Genomic DNA, 22,520 nt, shown 5'->3' with positions numbered 1-22,520 from the left:
AAGAAGGAACTTTATTTGTCCTTCCGAAGCTCTTCGATTTCTTTTTTAAGCCGCTCGATTTCAGCCTGCTGCTCCTGCATGCCTTTAATCAATACCGGAATCAACTCGGTGTAGTTCATGGTTTTGAATTCCATGGTCTTTTTGATTGCGGTTTCATTAGTGGCATCCGGGCCGTTACCTTCACTTTGCATTTCGCTGTAAGTGTGCAGGTTATTTTTAACCAGCGAAGGAAGTACTTCTTCCACTTCCTGGGCAATGAGTCCATAGTGTAAACCGGTGGAAAGCTTCATTCCTTTATACTCGCCATTTCCACGGAAATTATAGGTGGTTGGATTCAGCTTCATAATAGTACTTAATCCGTTTTGAAGCGGCTGAATGTTTTCCTTTAGATTGCGGTCTGAGGTTTCAGTAATAGAACCTGAGACGGTCAAATTCCCACTTATATTCACATCTCCATTCAACTCTGCAGCTGTTGGAGCTGTTACGTTCAACCCAACATTTGAATTACTGCCTCCTGATACTTCAAGAAACATTCCGGTATTATTGGTAGCCGAACCATTGATATATCCCCTGATACCGTAATTATTGTCTGTGGCACCATTGCTGACATCCAGTTCAACTCCAATGTTATTGGCAGAAGCATTTCCGGAACCATCGTCAAACATCAGTGCCTGAAATCCCATATTGTCTGATTGTGAACTGTGAACAATAGCCTGTACACCTATATTTCTTCCCGTTGCCGTAGTTACCGCTTCAGCTGAAACAGCTCTGTTCTCTCTGGCACCTTCTGAACCATACGTGTATCCGCGAATACCAATGTTTCCATTCAGGTTTTGACGGGCAAACCCTACAAGGCCAATATTGAATCCTCCAACATTAAACTCACCTCCGGCAAATTCATCTCCTAATGCTACGATTTCACCATCCCCGTTTCCTAGCCCGAGACCAAAACCACCAATATTCTCGCGGCCGTTTGACCGGGCCTGACCATACAGACCATAACGTCTGCCACCAGTGCCCTCTCCTTCATCATGCAATGCTGAACCTAAAACACCAATATGAGTTCCGGTTCCCTCCCCAATAGCACTTCCGGAAAGGCCGTATTGTGTTTCTGTGCTACCTGATTGTGAAAATGTATTGGCATCTATAGCCTGATTAGTTCCACTTAATTCTGAGTTAACAGTAAATGCCGGGGTAAATTTATCTCCATTATCACCGGTCTGGTTAATTACATACGTGGTGTCGCCTGCACTGAGGTCGAGGTTAACTTCTGTTTCAAATGATCCTCCCCCATTCACGACATCACGAGCCAGTAACGCATAAGGAACCGAAAGCAAACGCGTAGTTCCCAACTCCTCGTATTCAGTTCCTCCGGCCGGGTCTATTTCCAGCTTTACGTAAAAGTTATCTGCAGACCAGTCTATAGAGCTGAAGTCACCATCTGATACCCCTTCTCCTATCACAATCTGGAATGAACCAACCGCACTTGTAGTGGGTGTCTGAGTTTCGGTATAAACAGCGGTACCGGTTTCACTGCCTTGCAATACACTTATCCGAACCCCAAGTTCTGAGTTTGCGATCAGGTCTCCGTCAGCATTTCTGGCTACGGCCTGAAAATTAAAACCTTGTGGCACCTGGGCCATTACTTCTGCTGTAAACAGTACAGCAAGTATCGTAAAAAGTAGTTTGTAGAATAGATTATTCATTTTATTGTCCTTTTAGATTATTTGATCAAAAGCATTTTCTGGGTAGCAATCACGTTTCCATCTGCCATAAAGCGATAGAAATACATGCCACTTGCAAGACTTGAGGCGTTGAAGCGCAGGGTGTAACTGCCCGCCGGTTTTCTGCCTTCAGCAAGCACTGCTACTTTTGCCCCGATAGAATTAAAAACTTCAACCCTGATATCTGCCGATTTCGGCAAGTCGAATGAAATGTTTGTAGAGGGGTTGAATGGATTCGGATAGTTCTGCAATAACCGAAATGAATCCGGCAGGTCGGTAACCGGCATCTCGTTGGAGGTGAAAACCAAGTCGCTGCCATTGCTGAACCCTCCGCTTATACTTACGGATGCGCTGCTGAAATTACCCGCTAACGCTTCCCCTGCCGTAAAGGTTAACGTCATAGAAGAACTTTCGAGCGTACCACCCATAAAAGAAATCACACTTTGAGCTTGTGCACCCGTGCTGATCAACAGCCCGATTACCACAAGCAGAGTTTTGTATAACCGCATAGTTCTGATATTTAATTTGAGTTGCTGTTTCCCCTTTTAGGGCACTTAGCAACGTATTCGCGATTATTGTACTCTTTTTTACCTGATAAAGAACCACCCAATCAGGTAGTTTTTTCGACCTTCCTTAAGTAATGGAGTTTGATTTGGAATGGGTTAACAGAAAAGTTTAGTGAAAAATGACTTTATCAAACCATTCGACTATATTCTCCCATACTTTAGGATATACAGCTTTAGAAGGGTAACATATGACTGGCGGCACATACCAAGCAGGTATGTTAATCGTCTCACTTGGATTTTGGGATAGCTTGTGTGCTATTTCAATGGGTGGGATGGGATTAGACTATCTGCTCGAATCTATTACACTTGGGGTATTCCTTATAGCAGGAAGCTTAGAGTGGCTTAACCGTGACACTCTTCTCATCTTATTTGCCGTTTCCCTGATTGGTCTTATCATCCTTAGCTCTATACTTTATGCTTACAGAAAGCAGCGTAAAAGGCAACAGGAAATTAACAAATCCCTTAGCGAGGGGGCACGCAACCTTTCTTATCTCAACGACGATATCCATCGTTTTATCGGTGTAGTATCACACGATTTACGCAGTCCCCTAAATTCCATTACAGCCATTTCCGAACTTTTGGCTATGGATGCCGATCAGCTTCCCCCAAAAGAAATAGAAGAATATGCCGGAAACATTCATGATTTAACCATGCGCATAAATAACCTGGTTAGCAACATGATGGACGCCAATAAAATTGAACTTGGGGAAGTGAAGATAAAGCCCGAACCGATTTCTCCTGAAAAAACGGTGACCGATGTCTTCAATGCGCTTAAGATTTTGGGAGATAAAAAATCTATAAAAACCATTCTACGAATTGATGACAATCTCCCTCTGGTCGTAGCCGATCAGGAAGCTCTTTCCCGTGTGTTAGAAAACCTGATTAATAATGCCTATAAATTTTCCCATCCCGACTCTTCAGTCACTATCAAAGTGGAACACCTGTCCGCCGAACAAAAGGTAAGAATCAGTATTGGCGATGAAGGACCGGGATTTACGGAAGAGGATAGAAAGAACATGTATAACAAATTCTCCAAGTTATCTGCATCTCCCACCGGTGGAGAAAAAACTACGGGGCTTGGCCTTTATATTGTTCAAAAATTGGTTCACCGCATGGATGGCCGCATTGAATTGGAAAGCGAACCAGGAAGTGGTTCTGTATTTTCAATTTATCTGAAATCTGCCTGATAGCATTTCACCGGAAAGCGGGATATATTTTGGGAGTCCAATTTAAATCATCTACATGCACTCGTTAAAAGTCCTTGCTCTATTTGTACTCACGGGAGTTCTGATTTCAGCCTGCGGTGTTACAAAAAGAGGAGCTGATTTTACCGCCCCTATTTCCTCCGATAACGCCCGTGCGATTGAAACCGGTGTTTCCAGCTGGTACGGCCCGAATTTTCATGGCAAACTTACGGCCAACGGCGAGGTTTATGATATGGACGGAGTAACAGCTGCTCATCGCACCCTTCCTTTTGGAACCATACTTTTAGTCGAGAATCTGGACAATGGCAAAACGGTTCAGGTTCGTGTAAACGACCGGGGGCCCTATGCAAAAAACAGAATTATTGATTTATCGAAAGGCGCTGCGGAGCAAATTGATATGATCGGCCCCGGAACTGCCAGAGTCCGTCTCTACCTTATTAAAGGAGATCTTGAGAACTCGCGAATCACGGATTTAAAAGTTCCCACTTATACGGTACAGCTGGGTTCTTATAAGGAAAGGTCCCAGGCCGAAGAAACCTCTTCTGAAATTAAAGGCAGCCGTATTGAAGACATCAAAGTAAACCGGGAAACTTATTACCGCGTGTACTTTGGAACCTATACCGATCCCGAAGAAGCCAAAAAAGAGATGGAACGCCTCAACCGGATGGGCTACGCCGGATTTGTAAAGCAGATTGAAAATAATTGAATTTCCGGGATTGATTATTCCTGATTTTCCGTTTTCCGCACAGAACCTAAAATAATTTTGTCAATGAAAAAGAAAATCATTGTAATAGGAAGCGGATTCGGCGGCTTAGGCGCAGCTTCCAGATTACTGTCTGCCGGCCATGATGTCACCATCCTCGAAAAAAGAGACAAACTGGGTGGACGTGCGTACGTGTACGAAAAGAACGGCTTTAAATTTGATGGAGGCCCCACCGTAATCACGGCTCCATTTATGTTTGATGATATTTTTGAAGCCGCCGGCAAAAAGCGGGAAGATTATGTAGAGTTTGTACCCTGCGATCCGTTTTACCGAATTTTTGATGCGGAGGGAAAGCACTTTGACTACAACAATGACCATGAGTTTACGCTGGAAGAAATCAGAAAACGAAATCCTGATGATGTAGAAGGCTATGAGAAATTCATTAAAACCACGAAGGCTATTTTCGACAAAGGCTTTGTGGAACTTGCCGACAAGCCTTTCCTGAAGTTTACCGATATGCTGAAGGTGGCCCCGGACCTGATCAAGCTTCAGTCTTATAAAACGGTTTACAAGTACGTTCAGCAGTTTATTGATGATGAATTTCTGCGCCGGTGCTTTTCATTTCATCCGCTGCTGGTAGGTGGCAACCCTTTTGATACAACTTCTATCTATGCGATGATTCACTACCTGGAGCGTGAGTGGGGCGTTCATTATGCCATGGGCGGAACCGGAGCTATCGTCAATGCCCTCGAAAAACTGATTCTTGAGCAAGGCGGCATCATCCATACCGAAGCTGAAGTGGATGAGATCCTGATCGCTAATGGAAAGGCCAAAGGGGTAAGACTTAAGAACGGAGAAGAGCTACAGGCTGATAAAATCGTTTCTAACGCTGATGTGGCATTTACCTATAAGAACCTGATTAATCCCAAGCACCGTAAGAAATATACCGACCGCAAGATTGAGCGAACAAAATACAGCATGTCTCTTTTTGTGATATACTTTGGAACAAAAAAACGATACCTGGATTCCGGCCTGGCTCACCACAACATTATTTTGGGAGAGCGCTATAAGGGTTTGCTTAATGACATCTTCCATAAAAAACATTTGGCTGACGACTTTTCCCTTTACCTGCACATGCCAACCATTACCGATCCTTCGATGGCGCCGGAAGGTTGTGAAGGATTCTATGTGCTTTCGCCGGTTCCCCATTTAGACAGCGGCACCGATTGGAACGAAATGGCGCCCAAATACCGGGACGCCATTATGGACTTTCTGGAGGAAAACTACTTGCCGGACCTTCAGGAGAACATTATCGCCGAACATTATATCGATCCGTTGCACTTTCAGGATGTACTGAACAGCTATAAAGGATCTGCTTTTTCCGTAGAGCCCATTCTGACACAGTCGGCATGGTTTCGTCCGCATAATAAATCGGAAGACGTGGATAATCTCTATTTTGTTGGAGCGGGAACCCATCCCGGAGCCGGCTTACCGGGCGTGCTTTCTTCATCCATCATTGCCCAGAATTTGATCGGCAAGGCTTAGCACACAGAAAACCCAATTCATCCGTAGCAACGCATTCAGCGCCCGAACGGCCTGAAAGCGTTGCGAGGACATGGCACCTTTTATTCTATAGGCTGAATTCTTCTGCTTTTTTCATCAAATCTTAATGTAAGGTCGGTAACGTAAGGCACTTTCAAACCAGAAAAGGAGTCAAGATGAAAACTGCCTTCGCTATTTTCATGACCATCCACGGCCTTATCCATCTTCTTGGTTTTTTAAAAGCATTTCAACTTGCCGATATCAAAGACTTTAAGCGGCCTATTTCCCGGCAGGCAGGTATATTTTGGATGATCAGCTTTATTCTCGTCATTTCGGCTGTAAACCTGTATTTAGCCGGAAACTCATACTATATCGGGCTTGGCTTTACTGCTATTCTCATTTCCCAGGTTCTAATTATCGGCGCATGGGAAGACGCCAAATACGGTACCATTCCCAATATCATTTTCGCGATTTTGTTATTGCTGTCCTTTCAGTAGGAATCCTATACTGGAAATACTCCCCTTCCCTTGTATATTCCATCCACAATACTGGATTAACCTTACTGTACCTATGAAACAACTTCTGCTTTCTCTTGTTACGATCTCACTATTAATAGTGGCCTGCGAGCCACAGTCCGGCTACCATCAGCTTGACCTGGAAGAAATAACCATTTCTGAATTACAAGCCGGTTATGAGAACGGTGACTTCACTATTCAGGATGTAACCAATGCCTACCTGAAGCGCATTGAAGCAATCGACCAATTCGGGCCTCAGCTCAATTCGATGATATACATCAACCCAAAAGCTATGGATGTAGCCCGGCAGCTGGATCAAGAACTGCAAGCGGGCACCAAAAGAGGCCCTTTGCACGGAATTCCCGTTGTATTGAAAGACAACATTGACACCTACGATATGCCGACCACAGCAGGGGCAAATATCATGAAAGGATCTGTTCCGGATCAGGATGCTTTCATCACTCAAAAACTACGGGATGCCGGAGCCATCATTATTGGCAAAGCCAACCTGAGTGAATGGGCAAATTTTCACAGCAGCTTTTCATCCAGCGGATGGAGTGCTTTGGGCGGTCAAACTCACAACCCGTATGATTTAACGCGAAACCCCTGCGGGTCAAGTGCCGGTTCAGGAGCCGCAGCTTCGGCTAACCTGGCCGTCTTTGCTATCGGTACAGAAACGAATGGCTCCATTACTTGTCCTTCTTCAGCAAACGGGTTGGTGGGTATCAAACCAACGGTTGGGTTATTGAGCCGTTCAGGAATCATTCCTATTTCTCACACCCAGGATACACCCGGACCTATGGCCCGAACCGTTGAGGATGCTGCCATCGCTCTCGGAACTATGGTTGGCATGGATGAAGCAGACTCTAAAACCACCGCCAGTGAAGGAAACTTTCATACCGATTATACCCAATTTTTAAATGCTGATGGCTTGGAAGGTAAACGAATTGGTTTGTGGACCGGCTCGCTGGGCGGACATCATCGCGTGGATACCCTGATGCATGAAACCGTTCGCTTATTGGAAAGCCGTGGAGCCACGGTCATCGAGATTGATCGTATTTCTGCAGAGAATGTTGGCGGTGATTCATTCCAGGTATTGCTTTATGAATTTAAAGACGGACTGAATAAATACTTTGCTTCACTGGGTGATGACGCTCCGGTTAAAACGATGGCTGAGCTGGTCGATTCCACCCTTGCCGATTCCGCTGAAATGCACTACTTCGATCATGACTTGCTGATTACTGCCAGCGAAAAAGGAGATCTCAATTCCGAGGAGTACACCAATGCTTTATCCCGGATGATGAAATTCACCCGAGAAGAAGGCATCGACAAAGTAATGAATGAGAATAACCTGGATGCAATCATCGGACCTACCGGCGGACCTGCCTGGAAAACCGACCTGACCAATGGCGATAACTTTGCGGTTTCATCAAGTTCACCGGCTGCTCGCGCCGGGTATCCAAACATTACCGTACCCATGGGATATATTGACGGCCTTCCGGTTGGAATTTCTTTCTTCGGCAGAGCCTGGAGTGAACCATTGCTTCTGGAAATTGCCTATGGATTTGAACAGGCCACCAAGGTTAGAAAAGCACCGGAACTATAAATTAAATCACATGATCAAAAGGTTTAACTATATACTTTAACTAAATGGTTAAACCATGCATTCATTGATTTAAAAACTCAAAAGCCTGATATGCACTCTTAGAAATAGTTCAAGCGTCCGCTTGGACTATCTTTGTTTTCCAACATTATTTTACAGCATCGGAATTGATGGACATAAAAAAAGCGGAGGAAAACCCCTCCGCTTTTTCTCTATAAAATCTAAATAAGCTTCTTCAGCTATCTAATCTATTCTTAATTATTCTTCCAGGCTTTTTTGAAGCTTATCCCAATCAGCCAGGAAACGATCCAGGCCAATGTCAGTCAAAGGATGCTTAAGCAGACTCTTAATTACGCTAAGAGGCATGGTGGCAACATCGGCTCCTTCTTTGGCGCATTCCAGCAGGTGCATAGGGTGGCGAATACTCGCAGCCAGCACTTCTGTTTCGTATCCGTAATTATCATAAATGGTCACGATGTCACGAATCAACTGCATTCCATCGGTAGAAATATCATCCAGGCGGCCCAAGAAAGGAGAGATATACGTGGCTCCGGCTTTCGCAGCTATCAGTGCCTGGGTAGGAGAAAAGCATAACGTACAGTTCGTTTTGATGCCTTCTTCTGAAAAGGTTTTAATAGCCTTGATGCCGTCTTTAATCAAAGGAACTTTTACCACTACGTTATCGGCAATCTTGGCAATATTCCGCCCTTCTTCCACGATTTCATTGTACTCGGTTGAAACAACTTCAGCTGAGACATCGCCGGCTACCATTTCACAAATTTTAGCGATGTGCCCTTCAAAATCCCGAACACCAATTTTTGCGCAAAGGCTTGGGTTGGTGGTCACCCCGTCAAGCACTCCGAGGTCATTGGCCTCCTTAATTTCATCGAGATCAGCAGTGTCTATAAAAAATTTCATAAATGAGCGAAAGTTTGATTGTTATTTATCATCTAAGATAAGAATTCATTTCCTCTCAATCTTGTTACATCCTGTAACTATTAATTTCCTTTTTTTTACAAAACAAGACATTGTAAACCCGAACTTTATAATGAACTTGTTTTGTTGACTCTAAGATTCTAAAAGTAAAGACAAAAAATTCAATCCGGAGAACGTGAAAATATCCTATTTACAAATTGCTGCTCTTAGCATCCTTTTAATTAGCTGTGGCAATGACAATTCCAATGAAAGCGGCCAATCCAACTTTTCGAGGTTTGGTGGAAACGGGTCACAACAAGCTACCAGTGTGGAAACCAATGAAGTTGAAGTTGGTCAAATAGCCGATCAGGTTCGCTCTTTCGGGAACGTAAAAGCCCAGAACGAAATCTCAGTTTTGCCTCAGGTAAGCAACCGGATTACTGAAATTTATGTGGATCTCGGGGATACCGTTCGCCAGGGAGAAGCACTCGCTAAAATATACGATGCTACCTTTCGCGACCAGCTGAGCCAGGCCGAATCTCAGTTAGAACAAAGCCGGATTGCCCTTCGTCGTGATAGTGCCGAATACCAACGGCAACAAAGCCTGATGGAACGGGATTTAACCAGTGAATCGGAATTGGATATTGCCCAGGCTGCTTACCAGAGCTCCAGAGCCCAGTTTGAGTCTGCACGTTCATCCCTCACGCAAGCCCAGGAAGATTTTAATAATACCATTGTCCGTTCTCCGGTTGATGGGGTAATTACAAACCGTGCTTTAGAGGTTGGAGATTTAGCAACTACCGGAACGGAGTTATTTCAGATTGCCAGTACCAACGGATATGAATCACGGATATACCTCCCCGTTCAGGATTGGCGTGCGGTAAAAGTTGGGCAGGAAGTGAGTCTTCGTATTTCTAATGAAAGTGGGATAAGCGCTGAAGGCGTAGTTTCGCGAAAAAGTCCGCAACTGGATGCTACCACCGGACTTGGAGAAGTGGTCATCACGCTAACCTCTGTAGGAAATGCCGTTTACCCCGGTGTTTTGGCTGAGAATGTCATCAACATCACCACCAAAGACCGTGCGCTTATTGTTCCGCGAAGTGCCCTGGTTGAACAGGTTGAAACAGTCATTAACCCGGAATCTAACACCATTGAGTTGGAACGTTCATATTCGGTTTTTGTATCCCGTGGAGATTCAGTAGCCGAGCGACGAGAACTCGAATTAGGTATTGAACAAGGCGATCGAATTGAAGTACTGAGTGGATTGCTGCCTAACGACAGAATTATCGTAACCGGACAAAGCGGCCTGGATGATGGCGCCCGAATTAATGTAGCTACCGGCGATCAGTTTCAAGCTCCTCAGGAACGTCAAATTGGAGGGAATGCAAACGAGAGTGGACGACAAGCCCCTTTGGCAAATATGAATATGACGGATGAAGAACGCGCTGCTGCCCGCGAGAAAATGCAGAACATGTCGCGCGAGGAACGCATGGCTTACCTGCGTGAGCTAAGGCAACAACAAGCTGATTCAACTTCAAACGGACAATAAGCATGGGATCTCTTTCCAAATTAGCGGTTGATCGTCCGATTACGTTTTTAATGTCCACCCTGATCCTGCTGGGGTTTGGGTTCTATGGATTACAAAACCTGAGATTAAATCTGTACCCGGATGTTTCTTTCCCAACTATCACGGTTTATACCGGTTATGAAGGCGTAGCTCCAGAAGACATCGAAACCTTGGTAACACGGCCTATAGAAGAGTCGGTTGGCAGTATCAGCGGTATTAGAAAAGTCCGGTCTCTCTCCAGCCAGGGTGCATCTGTCGTGAAGCTCAACTTTGAATGGGGAACCGATCTCTACCAAGCTGAGAATGATGTCCGGAAAGAACTCGGGTTTGTGGAACGATCCATACCTGACGATGCCGAGACCCCGCTCGTGTTTTCTTACGATCCCAACCAGGAACCGATTGTGGTTCTCACGTTAACTTCCAATGCACGCAGCCAACGTGACCTGCGTACGTTCTCCAAACAAGTGCTTGAGCAGCGCCTTGAACGTATTAATGGTATTGCTTCGGTCGAGACTTCCGGGGGCTTAGAGCGTCAAATTAATGTGCAGATCGATAATGAGAAAATGCGGCTGTACAACCTCAGTATATCCGACATTGCCTCCAAGCTTCAGCAAGAAAATATACAGGTTCCTGCCGGTCAGCTTACTGAAGGGAATACCATTTACTCTTTGCGAACCATCGGAGAGTTCAAAAATGTAGATCAGATTCGAAATACCATTATCACTGTTCGTGAAGGGCAGCCATTACTACTGAAAGATGTAGCTAATGTAGAAGACGGAATCGCACAACCTATCGGGAACGTGCACATCAATGGAGAAAACGGAGTGATTCTGAATGTGTATCGTCAGAGTGATGCCAATGTAGTTTCATCGGCTAATGCTGTTGTAGGCGGGCTCGATGATATCAAAGAAAGCCTTCCAAACGACATCGAAATTTCGGTACTCACCAACAAAGCTGATTTCATTGAGCAGTCTATCAGTAACCTACTGCTAACCGGAATTCAGGCTGTGGTGCTGGTTGTCTTGATTCTACTGGCTTTTCTGCGAAGCGGACGCTCGGCATTGATTATAGCCATCTCTATTCCCGTTTCCATCATTACCACCTTTACGGTGATGGATATTGCCGACCTGAGCCTGAATATCATTTCCTTATCGGGGCTGACCCTGGCCGTGGGGATGGTCGTAGATGATGCCGTGGTTGTTCTGGAGAATATATTCCGTTTCAGGGAGCAGGGAGCCGACCGTAATGAAGCCTCGGTAAAGGGAGCTAAAGAAGTAGCCGTACCCGTTGTTATTTCAACCTTAACCACCTTAGTGGTATTCCTTCCCATCCTGTTTGTACCGGGAATTGCCGGATTCTTATTCCGTGACCTTGCCTTAACCATTTCATTCTCCCTGGCTATTTCCTCATTAGTAGCGCTGACATTAATCCCGTTAATGACTTCTCAGTTCTTTAAAGAAAAAGCGCAATCGTTTGAAGCCAAAAACAAAATTGCCAGGTTCTTCAGCGATATACTAAATCGGGTGGAGTCAACCTATCACCAGCAGCTGGATAAAGTCCTTGACCGAAGTGGATTAGTTGTAAGCGGAGCGGTTGTATTATTCCTGGTTAGTCTCCCGCTTTTTTATGTAATCGGGGGTGAATTTTTTCCCCGCGTTGATGAAAATGCCTTCACCCTTGAAGTACAGCGTGAACCCGGCGTAAACCTTTTTGAACTCGAACGCTCTATAACCCAGGTTGAAAGTATCATTCAGCAGGAAGTACCCGAAGCCCGGCTGGTTGTATCCGACTATGGAGATAAAGAAGGAATTGAAGGAGCTGATGATCCAGGTGGCTTTACCGGTACGGTTCGGGTGGAACTGGTGCCGCAAAACGAGCGTGATCGTTCACAGTTTGAAATCACCTCATCGTTATTGGAGAAGCTGCAAATTGTACCCGGTGTTGAAATCCAGGAGATCATTATTGACCCGCTTAGTCCCGATGGCGAAAACGGACTGATCGTTCAAATTTTTGGATATGATCCGGTCACAAAAGAAGAGCTGGCCAACGGCGTGAAGGAAAAGCTTTTGCAGGTGGATGGTATCAACAGCGTGTTCAGTACATCCGACCAGGGACGCCCGGAATTACGCCTTATCATGGACCGGGAGCGTATTTCCAGGGTTGGGATGAATACCAACCAGGTTGCCACTGCCGTAAGCAATGCCGTTAAAGGAAATGTCGCAACTGCCTTTGTAGATCAGGGAGTGGAATTTGAAGTGGTTGTAGAGCTTGACCCCATGGATAAATCCCAATCCGTTGACCTCTCCAACATACAGATTCAAACACCGGACGGAACGTGGATGCCTCTCAAAAACCTGGCCCGTATAGAGCGTTATTCCGGGCCGACCAATGTTCTGCGAATAGATCAGGAAAGAGTAACAGAAGTGACCGCCGAATTGTCCGGCATTGATCTGAAAGCAGCTACAGCCGAGGCTCGCGGACTGCTTGATCAAGTTGACTGGCCCGATGAATACCGCTACGAAATTGCCGGAACAGCTGAAGAGCAAGCCGAGTCGTTTAACTTTTTGATGATTGCCTTCATGATTGCCGGAATACTGACCTACATGGTCATGGCTTCTCAGTTTGAAAGCCTGGTGGAACCTTTCATCATCATTTTAACCATTCCGCTTGCCCTCACCGGCGTTTTACTCATGCTATGGATGACCGGAACCAGTATAAGCGTTACCTCTATGGTAGGCTTAATCCTGCTTACAGGAATAGTGGTGAACAACGGAATTGTTATGATTGATTACATCAAAATTTTGCAGGCACGCGGTATGGAACGCCACAAAGCTATTGCCGAAGGGGCAACACGAAGGCTTCGTCCGATTCTGATGACGGCATTCACCACGATCCTGTCGATGGTGCCGCTTGCTCTTGAGTTGGGATCCGGTTCAGAAACCTGGAGCCCGATGGCTCGAACTGTTATCGGTGGCTTATCCATGAGTACCCTTTTAATGCTTTTCGTAGTTCCCTGCTTCTACAACATCATCAACAGCCTGGTTGAGCGTTTAGGATTTGATGCCGTTCATAAAATTGATCCCCTTGCCAACAAACCACAGGAGGCACTCGCATGAAAAAATTCAGCGTAGCCGGAGGTATTTTACAGCGCCCGATCACCGTCATCATGATGACCCTTATTGTGATTGGCTTCGGCGTGTTTTCCCTTACTAACCTCAAAGTGACCCTCTACCCCTCATTCAATATTCCGGTACTTGCTGTTTCATCGGGATACCAGAACGTAGCCCCGGAAGACATCAACCGGATAATTGTTGACCCGATTGAAGGAGCCCTTTCGGGAATTGAAGGAATTGAAACCCTTGAGGCACGTGTAAGTCGCGGAAATGCATTTGTGATTTTACGACTAAGAGAAGGCACCGACATCCGTAAAACCGAGCTCAAAGTCAGAAAGGCGATTGATGAAATCCGGGGTGAACTTCCACAGCAGGCACAGGAACCGGTAATCTTCCAGTTTGATCCGGAAAACAGGCCCATTATGCGGCTCAGTATCGATGCCGAAAACCGTGGACTCGACGAACTTCGAAATATCGGGCTCGAACTGGTCGAGACCCGGCTTGAGCGGATTGAAGGACTGGCTTCGGCAGAAACCCAGGGCGGACTCGAACGGCGTATCTACATCGATGTAACCCCCATGAAACTGGCGCAGCACAACCTGGTTCCGTCTGATATTGAAAGTGCCCTCCGAAGTAACAATGTGCAGCTGCCCATTGGTAATGTTGTAGCAGACCGAATCAATTATAGCGTACGGGCACAATCCACCTATCAGGATGTAGAGCAGATTGCTAATACCATTGTAACCATAGCCGAAAACGGTGTCCCCATTCGGGTAAAAGACGTGGCTGATGTCAGCGATGGCTTCACCGAAGTAACGAGCCTGGTAAGAGTTAACGGACGAAACAGCGTATCTGTTGATGTGCAAAAAAACTCAGATGCCAATACGCTCGATGTCGTAAACGCGGTGAAAGAAGTAGTGCCGGAAATCAATGATATTTTACCTCCCGGCGTCGTACTTCAGGTTCTTTCTGATGAAGGACAAACCATTGAAGATTCCGTAAATAATTTATCGCAGTCGGCTCTCGGGGCTTTGGTTGTAGTTATTTTAGTAATCCTGATTTTTATGGGAGGATGGAGAATTTCTCTGGTAGTGGCTTGTTCCATTCCGGTATCAATCGCTGCCAGTTTTGCGGCAATGTACGCAGCCGACCTTACACTGAATATCCTCACCATCTCAGCCCTGGCCCTCGCAATCGGACTATTGGTGGATAATTCAATCGTGGTAACCGAAAGTATTGCACGTAAACTCGAGGATGGTCTTCCCCGGTTCAAAGCGGCACTGGAAGGTACAAACGAAGTAATTGGAGCATTGCTTGGCTCAACGCTGACCACGCTTGGTGTTTTCATACCCATTATTTTGATTTCTGGAACTCAGGGTGCTTTCTTCCGGGAATTTGCCTACACCATCTGTTTTGCCATCGGCTTTTCCTTCCTGTCTTCCATCATCTTGGTGCCTGTAATTTCCTTACTGGCCCTCGATGCCAAGCAATTCAATACCAAAAATCTGGCATTCCGTGGCATCTCAAAACTGGAAAGAGGATACACAAAAGCGCTTGGCTGGTTATTTCACCATAAATGGATTTCTCTGTTAGCCATGGTTGCTATCATGGCCGGAACCTTCATGTTATACACCAACATCCCGAAAGAAGGTTTTCCGGAGTCTGATTCCGGCCAGATCGATATCGATATAAGTTTGCCGGAGGGAAGTAAGCTTACCAAAACGGCAAACATCATGGAGAACTTCAGCGACCGTATCGGTGAAATGCCTGAAGTTGAAACCATGATAACATCCATCGGGCGAAGCAGATGGAGAGAACAAACCAATAGAGGGGAAATAAGTGTAACTCTGGTCTCTGAAACCCAAAGAGAACAAACCACCAACGACTTTGCTGTATTTTTGAGGGAGGAATTGACCTCTCCCGGAGTGGACGTTCGGGTTCGTGTTGAAGGTGGTGGATTACGATTCGGGCGCGGCTGGGATTCCGGAGGTGGCTCCATCCGTTTAAGTCTGATTGGTCCTGAAATCGATCAGCTTGTTGCCATTTCAAACAAAATAGATGCCCGGTTGTTACAAGATCCAACCGTCATTTCAGTTGATAACGGAAGAACTGATCCTACCCCGGAGCTGCATTTTATCGCCGACCGGGAACGCCTGGGTTTACTGGGTACAAATCTTGGAACCATTGCCGGAGCGCTCCGAACTCAGACGCTGGGCAATCAAGCCGGGTATTATATTGCAGAAGGACGTGAAATCCCCATTGAAGTACGAACACAAAAACAGGCGTTAACCAGTCGCGAAGACTTGTTTGACCTCGAAGTATTCCAGGTGGGCGATCAACGGATACCAGTTGCAGCCGTTGGTGAGTTTGTACCGACTCGCGGAGTGGATTCCTTCTCACGACGAGACCGCGAAACAGTGCTGGATGTAAACATTCAGATTCAGGGAAATGCAATTGAGTATGAGCCGATTATCCGGGAATTCCTTGAAACGGAAGTGGTGCTGCCCGAAGGATATCGCTATGAATTTACCGGCGGCACCCGTGAAACTCAGGAAGGTCAGTCCGAGTTTGCCTTTGCTTTATTGGCAGCGCTCGTACTCATGTTTATGATCATGGCTTCCCTGTTCGAAAACTTCCGGGACCCATTCGTTATTTGGCTCTGCATTCCCCTTGCCATGTTTGGAGCGTTAGCGTATCTATTTCTGATTGGTGATCCGCTCAGTACTACATCGCAAATAGGTATATTTATGCTGGTGGGTATCATCGTCAATAACGGGATTGTACTCGTAGATTATATGCACCTGTACACCAAAGGCATGGAATATGACATGCTGAACCGTAAGTCGGTTCGCTGGCAGAATCTCTTCATTCCTGTTTTCTTCTGGAAAGAAAAGCCGACGAATAAAGATTCTGTTCTGTTAAAAAATATTTTAGAGGCCTGTCGAAGACGTATGCGACCCATCCTGCTTACGGCTATTACCACTATCTGCTCCATGATTCCGCTTTCACTGGAAGTTGGTTCCGGAGCACAAACCTGGTCGCCATTAGCTAAAGCTGTAATCGGCGGCTTGCTGTTTGGCTCAGCTCTTACACTATTTATCACACCAATTATCTCTGTTTCATTGAGCATGACGATAGAGTGGTTTAAGGCATTATTCAGAAGTAACAAAACCGCAGTGGAAGCGTAATTAATTACCCAATCTGCGGTTAGGTATCTTAATGCGGGCTTGGCATTTATGAATGTCAGGAGCGACTTTATTTTTGGATAAAAATCGCGCTGAGACTTGGAATTTGGAACTTGTTTGCGCTATACTTGTTTAGATTAAAAAAAGGAGAAAGAATTATGAGTAGATCATCAGATTATATATCAGGAATTATTTCAGGAGCTCTCGTTGGTGCTGCTATTGCACTGCTTTATGCTCCGGATACAGGCAAAAACACCAGAGACCGGCTTTCATACAGGCTCAGCAACTATTACGATGAGCTGAATGACTTAATCGAACAGCTTCGAGAGGAAAAAGAAATTTTAGTTTCTGAAGCCAAAGAGAAAGGTGATAAAGTCGTCCTTGATGCCAAAGAAAAAGCAGAAGGACTGATCAAAGAAGCCGAAGATTTATTGGAGTCTATCGAAACGGCTAAGAAGAAAGGCTGATCGAATCGCATCCATTTTTAAGAACTTAAAGCCCTGCCCAAGAAATTGTGCAGGGCTTTTTTATTACCCAAAGATGGGAAGCTATATCATAAATAGCTCCGTCCTTCAGGTCGGAGCTATTTATACCCGATCATATATGATTTAAAAAAACATTCAAATTCGTTTGCCCGAATTTTCTGACATCTACAGAAAGACTACAAGTTCCAATATCCCCCCTATAATCCGGCTTGCTTTTTTGCCTATCTATGGCTAATTCCCAAACAACACTAACAGGGGGATCAGCAATGGAAACACGTAAACAGTTCTTGAAAAAAATTGGCAGTGGAGCTGCTGCACTGACGGCCGGGGCTTTTTTCAACCCAATGAAGACCGAAAAGCTTAAAGAAAAGCTTGACTCCTACTCAGGAACCGCTGTAGAAATTGCCCGGAATGAAGATTTCTGGGCCCAGGTACAACAAGCCTTTACCGTAGATCGAAGCCTGATCAACCTGAACAACGGAGGGGTTAGTCCTTCCCCGGCTTTTGTACAAGAAGCTATGAAGAAGCATCTGGATTTCTCCAATCAGGCCCCGGTTTATAACATGTGGAGGATACTTGAACCCAGAAGAGAAGGCGTTCGCCAGCGGCTGGCCCGCAACTTTGGAGTTGACACTGAGGAAATTGCAATCACCAGAAACGCCTCAGAAAGCCTCCAAATTTGCCAGCTCGGCTTCGACCTTAATCCGGGCGATGAAGTACTTACAACCGATCAGGATTACCCCAGAATGATCAACACATTCAAACAGCGGGAACGGCGGGAAGGCATCAAACTAAATCAAATCAGCATCCCGGTTCCGGCCGAAGATGATGCTGAGATTGTCCGGCGATTTGAGGAAGCCATCACCCCAAATACCAAACTGATTTTGATGTGCCATATCATCAACCTGACAGGGCAAATTCTTCCTGTTAAAAAGGTGGTGCACATGGCACGCAAAAAGGGAATCCCGGTTATCGTGGATGGAGCCCACGCTTATGCACATTTCGAATTCGATCATGCTGATCTGGATTGTGATTATTATACAACCAGCCTTCACAAATGGCTTTTTGCCCCTCATGGAACGGGTATGCTTTACGTTCGCAAAGATAAGATTAAAGACTTATGGCCTTTGATGGCAGCAGCAGAATCTCAGGACGAAGACATCCGGAAATTCGAAGAAATCGGTACCCACCCCGCGGCAAATTTTTTAGCCATCGGGGAAGCTCTGACTTTCCATGAGGGAATCGGTTCATCCCGAAAAGAGGCCCGCCTCAAATACCTGAATGACCTTTGGATTGATGAGATCGTGGATGGCGATAAAGTTGTTTTACATACCAGCCGGAATCCAAAATACGCCTGCGGAATTGCTACAGTTGAAATTAAAGGAATGGAGCCTAACGAACTAAACAGTACCTTATGGAGTGATTACCGAATCATCACCACCCCTATTAATCACGAGCAGTTTAGAGGCATCCGCGTAACACCAAATGTATATACGACCAGGGAAGAGATTGACCGTTTTGTGGGTGCTATGAAAGACCAGATTAAAAAGGTTTAGCAGGATAGTTGGCCAACCACCTAATTATTTTCAGAAGCTGAAATACATTCAGCATCTCAAACTCTAAAATGCCGAATACATGACGATAGAATACTTCACCTATATACCACTTCTTTTCTGCCTGATAATTGCAGGGGTATTTACCTCCTGCGTTGAGATTGAATCAGAGACCAGCACGGAGATACAAAAGAAAATCATTAATACCGATAATGCTCCGGCTGCTGTGGGGGTATATTCACAAGCCATTCAAGTAGGCAATACACTTTACCTGTCGGGACAAATAGGCCTGATACCCGAAAGTCGCGAGCTTGCCGGAGATGACCTTGAATCTCAAACCCATCAAACGCTGAAGAATATCAGGGCAGTATTAAAGGCCGCCGGTTATGAAATGTCGGATGTGGTAAAGGCGCAGGTATTTTTGGATGACATGAATGATTATTCGGCATTCAATGAAGTGTATGTTCAGTACTTTCCCGAAAATCCACCGGCACGGGCGGTTGTTGAAGTCAGCCGAATTCCCCTGGATGCTAAAGTAGAAATCATGGTTACTGCTGTAAAAAATTAGTTTATGTCCGATTTACAAGATGTCATCAACCTGAGACGCACCCTTCATCGCTACCCTGAGTTATCGAACCTGGAGTTTGAGACTTCCAAACGAATCTCAGCCTTCATCAATGCACTGAATCCCGATGATGAAATATCGATTTCAAAAACCGGGAAAGCCTTTGTGTTTGAAGGAGAGGAACCGGGCAAAACCCTGGTCTTCCGGTGCGAACTTGATGCCCTCCCAATCCAGGAAAAGTCGAACCTGGCCTACCGTTCATCTATACCCGGAGTAGCCCACCTTTGCGGGCACGACGGGCACATGGCCATCGTTGCCCGACTGGGGCAGCTTATATCTGAAAACCGACCCAAGAAAGGGAAAGTCGTTTTGCTCTTTCAGCCGGCTGAAGAAAATTACCTCGGTGCTAAAGATGTGGTTGAGTCCAAAGAATTTCATGCGCTTTCCCCGGATTATATCTTTGCCCTTCACAATATTCCCGGCGTCAAAAAGAATACTGTACTGCTGAAGACCGGAAGTTTCACAGCCGCTTCCTGTGGTTTTACAGTAAAGCTGGAAGGAAGGACATCACACGCAGCCGAACCTCAAAACGGACTGAATCCATACAACACGGCCACTCACATTATTGACCAAATTCTGGAGCTGGCAAATGATAACCGCTCGGCTTTTTCCGATCATACCATAGCCACCCTTATCTACATACGATTAGGGGAAGTTGCCTTTGGTGTTTCACCGGGCAGCCTGGAAATGGGCATAACTCTGAGAGCCTACCAAAACGAAGACCTTGATCTCCTTTGTAATAAATCGGAAGCTATTGTTGCGAAGCTGGCTGAGGAAAACGGGCTGGATTTCGAATGGAGTTATTCTGAAATCTATCCTGCTACGCTTAATGATGCGGATTGCGTAAGCATGATTTCAGACTCAGCAAAAACCAATGAGCTCACGGTTCAACAGATGGATCATCCCAATAACTGGTCAGAAGATTTTGCCTATTTCACAGCTACCAATAAAGGCGCTCAGTTTGGATTCGGAGCCGGCGAAAACCTGCTTCCTTTGCATAATCCCGGATATGATTTTCCCGATGATATTATAGAACCGGCCGCCCACACTTTCTTTTCCATTTATAAAGAGAACCTGCTCTGAATGCGAGCAGGCTATGATTTGTTGTGAAGGTGAAGTAAGAAGTCGAATCTAAAAACAAAGATTATGACGGCTACAGCAACACTTCAACGAACAGACGCAGAAACTTTACATCGCAAAATGACCGGTGAATTTGCCCCGATCATCATCAACGCATTATCACGCGATGCCTATCTCGCTAAACATATTCCGGGCTCCATTAATATACCCACGGAAAACGCAGAACTGGCGAAAGAAGTAATCCCATTTATGGACGCTGAAATCATTGTGTATTGCGCAAATTCAGACTGTGACGCATCGCCAAATCTTGCACAGAAGCTGGAAGAAATGGGATACACCAACGTCAGTGACTTTGAAGAAGGCCTTGCAGGCTGGCGACAAGCCGGGTATGAATTGACCGGAACTGAAGTCTGAATTTTATATTCATAAACTATTTTCAATAACCGTCTCTTTTGAGGCGGTTTTTTTATTCGTAAAAAGAAATTACAGCCTCTCCCTTTTACCCGTTTATAGAATATATTCTCCGATTAATTTTAACTGACAGAATCGGAGAAAGGATTCATGAAAAGAATCGCACTTATTGTATGTATAGTGATGTCGCTGCCATTCGGACTGGTCCATGCTCAAACGACCGACGAAATGGTGGATGCCATCGTAAAAGAGGCCACTGAAAATTCACAGCTGGAATACCTGGCTCATCAGCTCACGGATGTGATCGGCCCTCGACTGGTTGGAACACCTCAAATGCAGCACGCTCATGAATGGGCCGTTGAGCAATTTGAAGAATGGAGAATCTCAGCAGAAAATCAGCAGTTTGGCCAGTGGCAGGGATGGGAACGTGGCATTACCCATGTTGACCTGGTTTCACCCCGGGTGGTTTCGCTGGAAGGAATGCAGCTTGCCTGGAGTCCTGCCACCAAAAAAGGTGGAGTAGAAGGCAAACTGGATATCATCCCTGATGTAGAAAACAAAGCCGCATTTGAAGAATGGCTTAAAACCATCAAAGGAAAATTCATCCTGGTTTCTATGATGCAGCCCACCGGCCGCCCGGATTACAACTGGGAAGAATACGCGACTGAAGAATCCTTCCAAAAAATGAAAGAAGAGCGTGATGCCATGCAAGATGCCTGGCGCGAACGCTTCACAAAAATTGGCTACAACTCCCGCGAAGTGCTCTCCGTTCTGGAAGAAGCAGGAGCAGCAGGTATTATCCAATCCCGTTGGTCAAGTGGATTTGGTGTGAATAAAATCTTCAGTGCGGGCACCGAAAAAGTGCCTGTAATAGACCTTGCCCTTGAAGATTATGGCATGCTTTATCGAATGGTTGAGTATGGAGATGATCCTGTCATTAAAGTAAATGCCCAATCTAAAAAACTGGGTAAAGTTCCGACTTTCAATACCATTGCTACCATTCCCGGCTCAGAAAAACCGGACGAGTACATTATCCTTTCAGCTCACTACGATTCCTGGGACGGCGGGACCGGAGCCACCGATAACGCCACCGGCTCCATTACCATGATGGAAGCTGCGCGAATTCTGAAAGAAGTGTACCCAAACCCAAAACGTACGATTATTGTCGGACTGTGGGGAAGTGAAGAGCAAGGCCTTAACGGATCAACGGCTTTTGTGGAAGATAATCCTGAAATCGTTGACAATATGCAGGCCTTGTTTAATCAGGATAATGGAACCGGACGTGTGGTCCGCATATCCGGGCAGGGGTTCCTGCATGCTTATGAGTTTTTAGGGCGATGGCTGGAAGCTGTACCCCGCGATATCACCCGACATATTGAAACCACTTTTCCAGGAACTCCCGGTGGTGGCGGTTCTGATTATGCTTCTTTTGTTTCAGCCGGAGCTCCCGGTTTTTCTCTTAGCTCGTTAAGCTGGAGCTACTGGAACTATACCTGGCATACCAATCGCGATACTTATGATAAAATCGTTTTCGATGATGTACGGAATAATGCCATCCTGACGGCAGTTTTAACTTATATGGCCAGCGAAGATCCCGAGACTTTCCCTCGCGATAAAGCTGTGTTACCGATCAGCCGAAGAACCGGTGAGCAAATGACCTGGCCCACACCGCGTACGGCAAACCGGGACGGCGGAAACTAATTTGTGTTGACCTGAACCAGTGACTGA

General features: G+C 45.7%; 17 protein-coding genes. 14 read left to right on the top strand and 3 right to left on the bottom strand.

What is annotated here, in order from left to right; genetic code table 11:
* Positions 1–11: 11 nt before the first annotated feature.
* Together NM125_RS09205 and NM125_RS09200 are read right to left on the bottom strand one after the other, a co-directional pair.
* Positions 12–1,706: a tail fiber domain-containing protein gene (locus tag NM125_RS09205; RefSeq protein WP_255134608.1), complete on the bottom strand. Its 1,695-nt coding sequence runs from the start codon at positions 1,704–1,706 to the stop codon at positions 12–14.
* A gap of 17 nt (positions 1,707–1,723) precedes the next feature.
* Positions 1,724–2,233 carry a T9SS type A sorting domain-containing protein gene (locus tag NM125_RS09200; RefSeq protein WP_255134607.1) on the bottom strand — a complete coding sequence of 170 codons (510 nt, stop codon included), beginning with the start codon at positions 2,231–2,233 and terminating at the stop codon, positions 1,724–1,726.
* Positions 2,234–2,478: 245 nt separating this feature from the next.
* Between NM125_RS09200 and NM125_RS09195 the strand changes: the two genes are divergently transcribed.
* From NM125_RS09195 to NM125_RS09175, 5 genes are all read left to right on the top strand, one after another.
* Positions 2,479–3,477, top strand: coding sequence for a sensor histidine kinase (locus NM125_RS09195; protein WP_255134606.1), 999 nt, complete (start codon positions 2,479–2,481; stop codon positions 3,475–3,477).
* A gap of 55 nt (positions 3,478–3,532) precedes the next feature.
* Complete coding sequence (locus NM125_RS09190; RefSeq protein ID WP_255134605.1) at positions 3,533–4,201, top strand: septal ring lytic transglycosylase RlpA family protein; 669 nt, start codon at positions 3,533–3,535, stop codon at positions 4,199–4,201.
* A gap of 63 nt (positions 4,202–4,264) precedes the next feature.
* Positions 4,265–5,743 (top strand): phytoene desaturase, encoded by a 1,479-nt coding sequence (locus NM125_RS09185; RefSeq protein WP_255134604.1) that lies wholly within the window; start codon positions 4,265–4,267, stop codon positions 5,741–5,743.
* 173 nt (positions 5,744–5,916) lie between these two features.
* On the top strand, positions 5,917–6,237 hold the full coding sequence (locus NM125_RS09180; protein ID WP_255134603.1) for a hypothetical protein: 321 nt from the start codon (positions 5,917–5,919) through the stop codon (positions 6,235–6,237).
* A 73-nt stretch (positions 6,238–6,310) separates the two neighbouring features.
* Positions 6,311–7,861 (top strand): amidase, encoded by a 1,551-nt coding sequence (locus NM125_RS09175; RefSeq protein WP_255134602.1) that lies wholly within the window; start codon positions 6,311–6,313, stop codon positions 7,859–7,861.
* Positions 7,862–8,116: 255 nt separating this feature from the next.
* On the opposite strand, the gene fsa is transcribed toward NM125_RS09175, so the two are convergent.
* The gene (fsa, locus tag NM125_RS09170) at positions 8,117–8,776 is read right to left on the bottom strand and encodes a fructose-6-phosphate aldolase (protein ID WP_255134601.1); all 660 of its coding nucleotides are present in this window, start codon (positions 8,774–8,776) and stop codon (positions 8,117–8,119) included.
* Between the two features lie 193 nt (positions 8,777–8,969).
* On the opposite strand from fsa, the gene NM125_RS09165 reads away from it, so the two are divergent.
* From NM125_RS09165 to NM125_RS09125, 9 genes are all read left to right on the top strand, one after another.
* Positions 8,970–10,322: an efflux RND transporter periplasmic adaptor subunit gene (locus NM125_RS09165; protein ID WP_255134600.1), complete on the top strand. Its 1,353-nt coding sequence runs from the start codon at positions 8,970–8,972 to the stop codon at positions 10,320–10,322.
* A gap of 2 nt (positions 10,323–10,324) precedes the next feature.
* Positions 10,325–13,456 carry an efflux RND transporter permease subunit gene (locus NM125_RS09160; RefSeq protein WP_255134599.1) on the top strand — a complete coding sequence of 1,044 codons (3,132 nt, stop codon included), beginning with the start codon at positions 10,325–10,327 and terminating at the stop codon, positions 13,454–13,456.
* Positions 13,453–16,641, top strand: coding sequence for an efflux RND transporter permease subunit (locus tag NM125_RS09155; RefSeq protein WP_255134598.1), 3,189 nt, complete (start codon positions 13,453–13,455; stop codon positions 16,639–16,641). Before NM125_RS09160 ends, NM125_RS09155 begins: the two co-directional genes overlap by 4 nt.
* Before the next feature lie 155 nt (positions 16,642–16,796).
* Positions 16,797–17,105 carry a YtxH domain-containing protein gene (locus NM125_RS09150; protein WP_255134597.1) on the top strand — a complete coding sequence of 103 codons (309 nt, stop codon included), beginning with the start codon at positions 16,797–16,799 and terminating at the stop codon, positions 17,103–17,105.
* Between the two features lie 284 nt (positions 17,106–17,389).
* Entirely contained in the window at positions 17,390–18,679 is a 1,290-nt protein-coding gene (locus NM125_RS09145; RefSeq protein ID WP_255134596.1) for an aminotransferase class V-fold PLP-dependent enzyme, read from the top strand.
* 181 nt (positions 18,680–18,860) lie between these two features.
* Complete coding sequence (locus NM125_RS09140) at positions 18,861–19,244, top strand: RidA family protein (protein ID WP_349294186.1); 384 nt, start codon at positions 18,861–18,863, stop codon at positions 19,242–19,244.
* Positions 19,245–19,247: 3 nt separating this feature from the next.
* On the top strand, positions 19,248–20,384 hold the full coding sequence (locus NM125_RS09135; protein WP_255134594.1) for an amidohydrolase: 1,137 nt from the start codon (positions 19,248–19,250) through the stop codon (positions 20,382–20,384).
* A gap of 63 nt (positions 20,385–20,447) precedes the next feature.
* Positions 20,448–20,795, top strand: a complete 348-nt coding sequence (locus tag NM125_RS09130; RefSeq protein WP_255134593.1) for a rhodanese-like domain-containing protein — start codon at positions 20,448–20,450, stop codon at positions 20,793–20,795.
* Between the two features lie 147 nt (positions 20,796–20,942).
* Complete coding sequence (locus NM125_RS09125) at positions 20,943–22,493, top strand: M20/M25/M40 family metallo-hydrolase (RefSeq protein WP_255134592.1); 1,551 nt, start codon at positions 20,943–20,945, stop codon at positions 22,491–22,493.
* Positions 22,494–22,520 lie beyond the last annotated feature (27 nt).

It is taken from the genome of Gracilimonas sediminicola (genome assembly GCF_024320785.1).
In the GTDB taxonomy this organism is placed as follows: domain Bacteria; phylum Bacteroidota; class Rhodothermia; order Balneolales; family Balneolaceae; genus Gracilimonas; species Gracilimonas sediminicola.
Note: the sequence above shows the minus strand (reverse complement) of the source record. Positions and strands in the feature narration are given on the sequence as shown.

Coding starts and splice junctions, on each gene's coding strand:
- NM125_RS09205 (WP_255134608.1), bottom strand. CDS start 1,706: ATGAATAATCTATTCTACAAACTACTTTTTACGATACTTGCTGTACTG.
- NM125_RS09200 (WP_255134607.1), bottom strand. CDS start 2,233: ATGCGGTTATACAAAACTCTGCTTGTGGTAATCGGGCTGTTGATCAGC.
- NM125_RS09195 (WP_255134606.1), top strand. CDS start 2,479: ATGACTGGCGGCACATACCAAGCAGGTATGTTAATCGTCTCACTTGGA.
- NM125_RS09190 (WP_255134605.1), top strand. CDS start 3,533: ATGCACTCGTTAAAAGTCCTTGCTCTATTTGTACTCACGGGAGTTCTG.
- NM125_RS09185 (WP_255134604.1), top strand. CDS start 4,265: ATGAAAAAGAAAATCATTGTAATAGGAAGCGGATTCGGCGGCTTAGGC.
- NM125_RS09180 (WP_255134603.1), top strand. CDS start 5,917: ATGAAAACTGCCTTCGCTATTTTCATGACCATCCACGGCCTTATCCAT.
- NM125_RS09175 (WP_255134602.1), top strand. CDS start 6,311: ATGAAACAACTTCTGCTTTCTCTTGTTACGATCTCACTATTAATAGTG.
- fsa (WP_255134601.1), bottom strand. CDS start 8,776: ATGAAATTTTTTATAGACACTGCTGATCTCGATGAAATTAAGGAGGCC.
- NM125_RS09160 (WP_255134599.1), top strand. CDS start 10,325: ATGGGATCTCTTTCCAAATTAGCGGTTGATCGTCCGATTACGTTTTTA.
- NM125_RS09155 (WP_255134598.1), top strand. CDS start 13,453: ATGAAAAAATTCAGCGTAGCCGGAGGTATTTTACAGCGCCCGATCACC.
- NM125_RS09150 (WP_255134597.1), top strand. CDS start 16,797: ATGAGTAGATCATCAGATTATATATCAGGAATTATTTCAGGAGCTCTC.
- NM125_RS09145 (WP_255134596.1), top strand. CDS start 17,390: ATGGAAACACGTAAACAGTTCTTGAAAAAAATTGGCAGTGGAGCTGCT.
- NM125_RS09135 (WP_255134594.1), top strand. CDS start 19,248: ATGTCCGATTTACAAGATGTCATCAACCTGAGACGCACCCTTCATCGC.
- NM125_RS09130 (WP_255134593.1), top strand. CDS start 20,448: ATGACGGCTACAGCAACACTTCAACGAACAGACGCAGAAACTTTACAT.
- NM125_RS09125 (WP_255134592.1), top strand. CDS start 20,943: ATGAAAAGAATCGCACTTATTGTATGTATAGTGATGTCGCTGCCATTC.